Source organism: Endozoicomonas atrinae (assembly GCF_001647025.1).
In the GTDB taxonomy this organism is placed as follows: Bacteria; Pseudomonadota; Gammaproteobacteria; order Pseudomonadales; family Endozoicomonadaceae; genus Endozoicomonas; species Endozoicomonas atrinae.
In genome coordinates this window covers 1-5,282 of sequence record NZ_LUKQ02000315.1, presented here as the reverse complement: position 1 = coordinate 5,282, position 5,282 = coordinate 1, and the positions used below count along the sequence as shown (strand labels likewise).

Below are 5,282 nucleotides of genomic sequence, written 5' to 3'. Positions count from 1 at the left end.
ACCATTCGCACCGGAGTGTAACAGCTCAGACAGGCTATGGGAGTGGATGCGGGAGCATGACTTATCAAACAAAGCATTTTCAGGTTATGAAAATATTGTAGATTGTTGCTGTGAAGCTTGGAATAACCTTTGCAGCGAAGCTGGTCGACTGTTCAGTCTGTGCTCCCGTGATTGGGCAGTTATACAGTAGTTAGAAAATTCAATTGGTATTAATTAGTTTCCCGGTCAATATAAAGATTTTTGAATCAAAAAATCATATCTAATAACAATTAAGAATAATAAGATAATAATTCACGATTTCATTAAAGATAGAGATACTGAATCTGGGGTTAATTGAACCTATTGTTCGGTGTATTGCACCAACGCAAAATAATACCAGGCGGGATCCCCCTGCTGGTTCAGCTTTACGGTCATCCACGGCAAAACCGAACTCTGGGCAAGCACCGCTACATCGGCTCTCAATGCACTCAGAATAGTACTGCCCCTGAGACTCATATTAACTGCCGCCCCCTGACCATACTGCTCCCACAGTGCAAGCGCTCTTCCCTCCACCTCCTGCCAGAAGTTTTCGACCTTGCCCTGAGCAACCTGCCGACTGTTTTCCAGGTCTTCAAGCTGACGCTTCAGCCCCTCCAGCTGTTCCAATTGCCGTCCGGATTCAGCCAGTCTGTCCTGGTGCTCGGCCAGGTATTTTTCTTCCGTTTCCAGGGTTTGCAAGCAGGTATTAAGCCTTAGTTCATAAAAACAGCGGTCATTGGGGCTGTCTGAAATACTTTTCTGGTATCTTTCTGCATCCCCCTTAAGCTTGGCTGCTTCATTGCGGTGGGTTTCAATGTCACTGACCAATCGTTCTATCTGATCGATCAGATCATGCTCGTCAGGCAATAGCCCCAAGGCCTCTAGAACCCCCGCCTTCTGTTCATCGGTGTATTTCCAGGTTTCATCCAACTGTCGTCTGTGATGTGCATGTTCAGCATAGAGAGCAATGATGGCAACCAAGAACTCATCACATTCCTTTTCCGGTATCCTCATAAGCTGGCGGCCAGCTTCTGCCCGACAGATATCCTGCAATTGAAGATAATCAGATCTCAGGCACTCTTTCAGTTGCTTGAGACGCTTCCTGGCCAGGAGGTACCGGGATTCGGCATCAGCCCCAAGCAAGTCTAATCGACGGTTGTCTGTTGAACGATTTCCCCCCCCCGGAGTTATGGTTACTTATCAATGCGTTAAATTCTTCCCCATGGCGATTGTAACGGCCAATAGCTTCTTCAAGGGTGGTACCGTATTTATCAGCCAGAGAAGCATCCAGGTCAATAATACTGACCGGTTGGTGTGCAAAAGCACCCGGGGGGGATAGATCCTCTGCTGCATCCAACAGAGAATTGCCTGAAGGCAAAGAGTAGTGCCTGGGCTCTGGTTTGAGGGGCTCGCCAGAGCGAAGGTTGCCATCATTCATCCATGGACTCCATGTTCAAACAGATAACTGGCATCTTATAAGACTAACACCGTGGTTGGTGCTGAAATAAAACAAATCGAAATAGTTTCTGCCTCTCAGACAGAATTACTAAAAAAAACACTTTAAAATCAGTCAGGTAGGCTTGGCTAAAGCAGAAATAATTGTGATAACGTTGTTAATAACTTTTTAATTTTAAAAAAATATTTTTTATTTATTTTTACATTAAAAAGTACTGAAACTTTATAACCAGTACTGCTTTCTAAGAACAAATATAAATATTAATGAAATATTAAAAAGGATTGTTTATGCCTGCACCAGCCAGCGCTTCAACCTTCATTCCACAGCTGACCCCCCTGTCTGAGCATATTCGCCAGATTAATCATGACCAATCCAGACCTTCCTGGAAAGATCGTATCGTCAGCGTCCTGCCTGAAGTCGCGGCTGTTGTATCATTTGTGATCATGGTGGCTGCTGGAATGCAGCCCCTTATTGCAGCAGGAGTTGCTGGTGCTGGTTATCTCCTGTACCGGGTGGTAAAACTGGTAGCGAGAAAAATTCAATCCGTTCATGCCAAACCATTAATAAGTACGAAAGCACCAATAATATCACCTAAACCAACCACTGGTTCAAAATCCAAGGCGCTGCCTACCTCTGTTCCCTCCCAGTCTCCTGTTAAGACCAAGCCGACAATAGCTGCCCAAGAACCAGCTACCCGTTCAACCATCAGGTCACACGTAATCAACGCACAGCAACAGGCACAGCGCCAGTTGGACGCATTAAGAGAGAGTGACCGTATCAAAGGGCAAAAGCTTGCTCTTGCTGAGCACCAGCGTGATGAGGCACTTAAACTAAATAATGCCTTGCAAGGCGAACATGCCGCTCTCAAAACGAGCAGTCGACAAACAGAGGAGAAACTGCAGCAGAGTCAACAAAAGCTCACGGCTGACGTTCATAACAGGGATCTTGAAATTACTGAATTACAACGACACTCCACAAGCCTTGAAAAGCAGCTGGATACAGTCAGGGCTGAAGTTTCTGATACTGAAGTACAAATAGCTTTATTGCAAAAAAAACTTGAACATACTCAATCAAAAGTTGTTCAGCGATCACTGGAGATTGATCAGTTTAAAAAAGAGGCCGCTGTTAAAGATAGCCATATTGAAAGCCTGCAGCATCGTAAACATGAACTAAAGAGAGATTTAAAACAGCTGACTGAAAATTACCAACGTGCTCAGCACGAGCAAGCAAGGCTGAATACGGATATCGATACCCTCAGGCAACAGCAGGAAAAAGCCCTGAGAGAGCAAAGTTATTTAGAAAATCAGCTCAGGCAGGCAGAAAGCGTGGTAGCCCAGCAAAAAGAAACTGAAACCACACTGAATGAGCAACTCAATCAAGCAGAAATTGATAAACAGCGTAGGAAAGACCAGTTCCATAATAAATTGAATGATTACCACCAGCGCATCACTGAGTCTGACTTGCTTCTTAAGGATTACCAAATCCAGACTGCCAGGTTACAGACACAATTAAACGCTGAGATTGATAAGAACACTGCCAATACTTCCGCATTAGTGCAGTTAAAAACACAATTACAGTCTCTTAAGACACAACGGACACAGCAGCTACAAGACAGAAATACGTTACGTGATGCTCTGATGACCCTGAAGGAGCAACACCAGGCATCAGAAATAGAACACACTGAAGACTATCGAGCAGTTCAGCAACAACTACACGTCGTACAAGAGGCGAATGTGGCACTTAAGTCTTCGGTTGACCAAACAAGAGCAGAACTTCTTAAAACCCAGAAACATCAGGAAGAATTGATCAAACAGCTACACAGTAAAACATCAGACCTTACATTAATGAAGGGAGAGAAAGAGCAGCTTACGGAACAACATCAGAAAGCTCTGAAATCTCTGGAAGAGTTACAGAAAACCAATATTGAAAGCCAAGCAGTGCTGAGAGAACAACAAAGAAAAATGCAGGATGAGCAGGAGCGTTCTCAGGTTCTTCAGAGAAATCTGGAGGGAGCCACCACTGAATTGTCTGCGCTGAAATTAAACAGCTCTGAGATGGAACAGCGGTTATTCACATCAGAAACCGAGCGAGAGCATAATAAACAGACACTGCAGGAACAAGCTATTGAATTAGAAAACCTTGTTTCACGTTTAAAAACTCTGCGGCAAACGACGGATACATTGGAAACAGTTCAGCAACAATTACACGCTGTGCAACAGGAAAAGGTGGCGCTTCAGTCTGAGATTGATCATGAAAAAACAGAGCTTCTCAATGCTCATAAAGATAGACAGGGATTACTTGATCAGCTGAAAGAGTTACAGAACGCCCAGGTTGAAAGCCAAGCTGTACTGAGTAAGCAAAAAAGACAAACACAGGATGAGCATGAACGTTCTCAGGTTCTTCAGACAAATCTGGAAGAAGTCACCTCCAAATTCGCCACGCTACAATCAAAAAGCTCTGAGATGGCACAGCGGTTGCGCACATTAGAAGCTGAGCAAGAGCATAATGTGCAGAAACTACAGGAAATGACTGACACACAGAAGATTGAAATAAATGATCGTGATCTTATTAATCAGCAACAACAAGATCGAATCCAGCAGCTCCAGAGTGAATACTCGGAATTGACCGAACATAAAGACTATCTGGAAAAGCAGTTAGCTGAGGCAGAACTGGAGCTTCATTCAACAAAAGAGGGTCTTGAGCAGGCTCAAAGTCTGTTCGAACAATCAGGCAAAGAATCTGACGCTGAAATCAGAGATCTACAGGATCAGCTGGATAAGGAAAAGGGGGAGTGCCAGTTCCTCAGAACAGAGCTTGATTCTCTTGAATCCAATTTAGCAGAAGACAAGGCTAGACTAGTTCAAAAGTTAAGAACAGAGGCATTATCCATTAAGGAAGAGTACGATAGATTCTTTAAGGGCAGGGAAGACTCTTTATCCTTAGAGATACCCGAGCTTAACAGAGACAACTCGCTCTTTAGTTCACAGGAAAGCCTGGCTTCAACAGAATTTACACCTAATGAAGTAGAAACTCAGCAACCGCACGAAAAAGCCACTTCCAACCCTAGAGGCTTCACAGACATAGACAAGGCGTGTAATAAGGTAGCGAAAGGGGCCCAAAAGGTTATCGCTGGTATCGCTGGTATGCAGAGCAACGTAGAGAAATTGCTAAAACAACTCAAACGCGAAGAGAGAGAAAAATCTGTACTTGCCTCCATTTATGCAAAGGAGGCTCACGACCGTATACAAAAGTCACGGACTCTTTACAGTCTACAAAACGACCATATAGAAAAGTCACGGGCTCTTTACGGTCTACAATATGATGTTATGCACATGCGTGGCCCTGATGATGACATTTCTACAGAGCATTACTGGCTCAAAACAGCCGAAGGTCGCTCTCATTCACTATCAGATATACACAGGTTCTTCAAGCTCCAAGACTGGGAACAGACTTTAATATGTCAAGATATAAGACTCAACCTCCGAAAACCTATATCCCCAGAAACAATAGATCCTTACTCACACTGGTGGCAATTAACAGTGCCATTAGATGATGCAAGTGTGCTCTCTGATAGCTCTATACTTAATGAAAGCGAGCCTGTAAATAATTCTGTGTAAACGCCACCAAAACTATTACTCCTTGAACCGGTCAGGAAACATAATTTCAAACCGGTTCATGGCTGCTTTCCAGTTCCTGATCGGCATGGTCCATTTCTCGGAAGCTTTTTCCATGGCCAGATAGATTACCTTCATGACTGACTCATCAGTCCGAAAAATCTTCCGGTTCTTGATCGCCTTACGAATGACGC

3 protein-coding genes and 2 pseudogenes are annotated in these 5,282 nt (G+C 44.0%); 2 read left to right on the top strand and 3 right to left on the bottom strand.

Translation table 11 applies throughout. From position 1 onward, the window contains the following. Positions 1 to 190, top strand: a pseudogene (locus AK963_RS35915) (IS630 family transposase); the annotation flags it as partial. A gap of 149 nt (positions 191 to 339) precedes the next feature. On the opposite strand, the gene AK963_RS25090 reads toward AK963_RS35915, so the two are convergent. Continuing rightward, on the bottom strand, positions 340 to 1,161 hold the full coding sequence (locus tag AK963_RS25090; protein ID WP_066018119.1) for a hypothetical protein: 822 nt from the start codon (positions 1,159 to 1,161) through the stop codon (positions 340 to 342). Further along, the gene (locus AK963_RS25085; RefSeq protein ID WP_066018118.1) at positions 1,148 to 1,456 is read right to left on the bottom strand and encodes a hypothetical protein; all 309 of its coding nucleotides are present in this window, start codon (positions 1,454 to 1,456) and stop codon (positions 1,148 to 1,150) included. The genes AK963_RS25090 and AK963_RS25085 overlap by 14 nt, the downstream gene beginning before the upstream one ends. Positions 1,457 to 1,932: 476 nt before the next feature. Here AK963_RS25085 and AK963_RS25080 point away from each other — a divergent pair, with 476 nt between their 5' ends. After that, positions 1,933 to 5,091 (top strand): coiled-coil domain-containing protein, encoded by a 3,159-nt coding sequence (locus AK963_RS25080; protein ID WP_139117650.1) that lies wholly within the window; start codon positions 1,933 to 1,935, stop codon positions 5,089 to 5,091. Positions 5,092 to 5,106: 15 nt separating this feature from the next. Here AK963_RS25080 and AK963_RS32465 read toward each other — a convergent pair. Further along, positions 5,107 to 5,282: pseudogene (locus tag AK963_RS32465) on the bottom strand (IS256 family transposase); the annotation flags it as partial.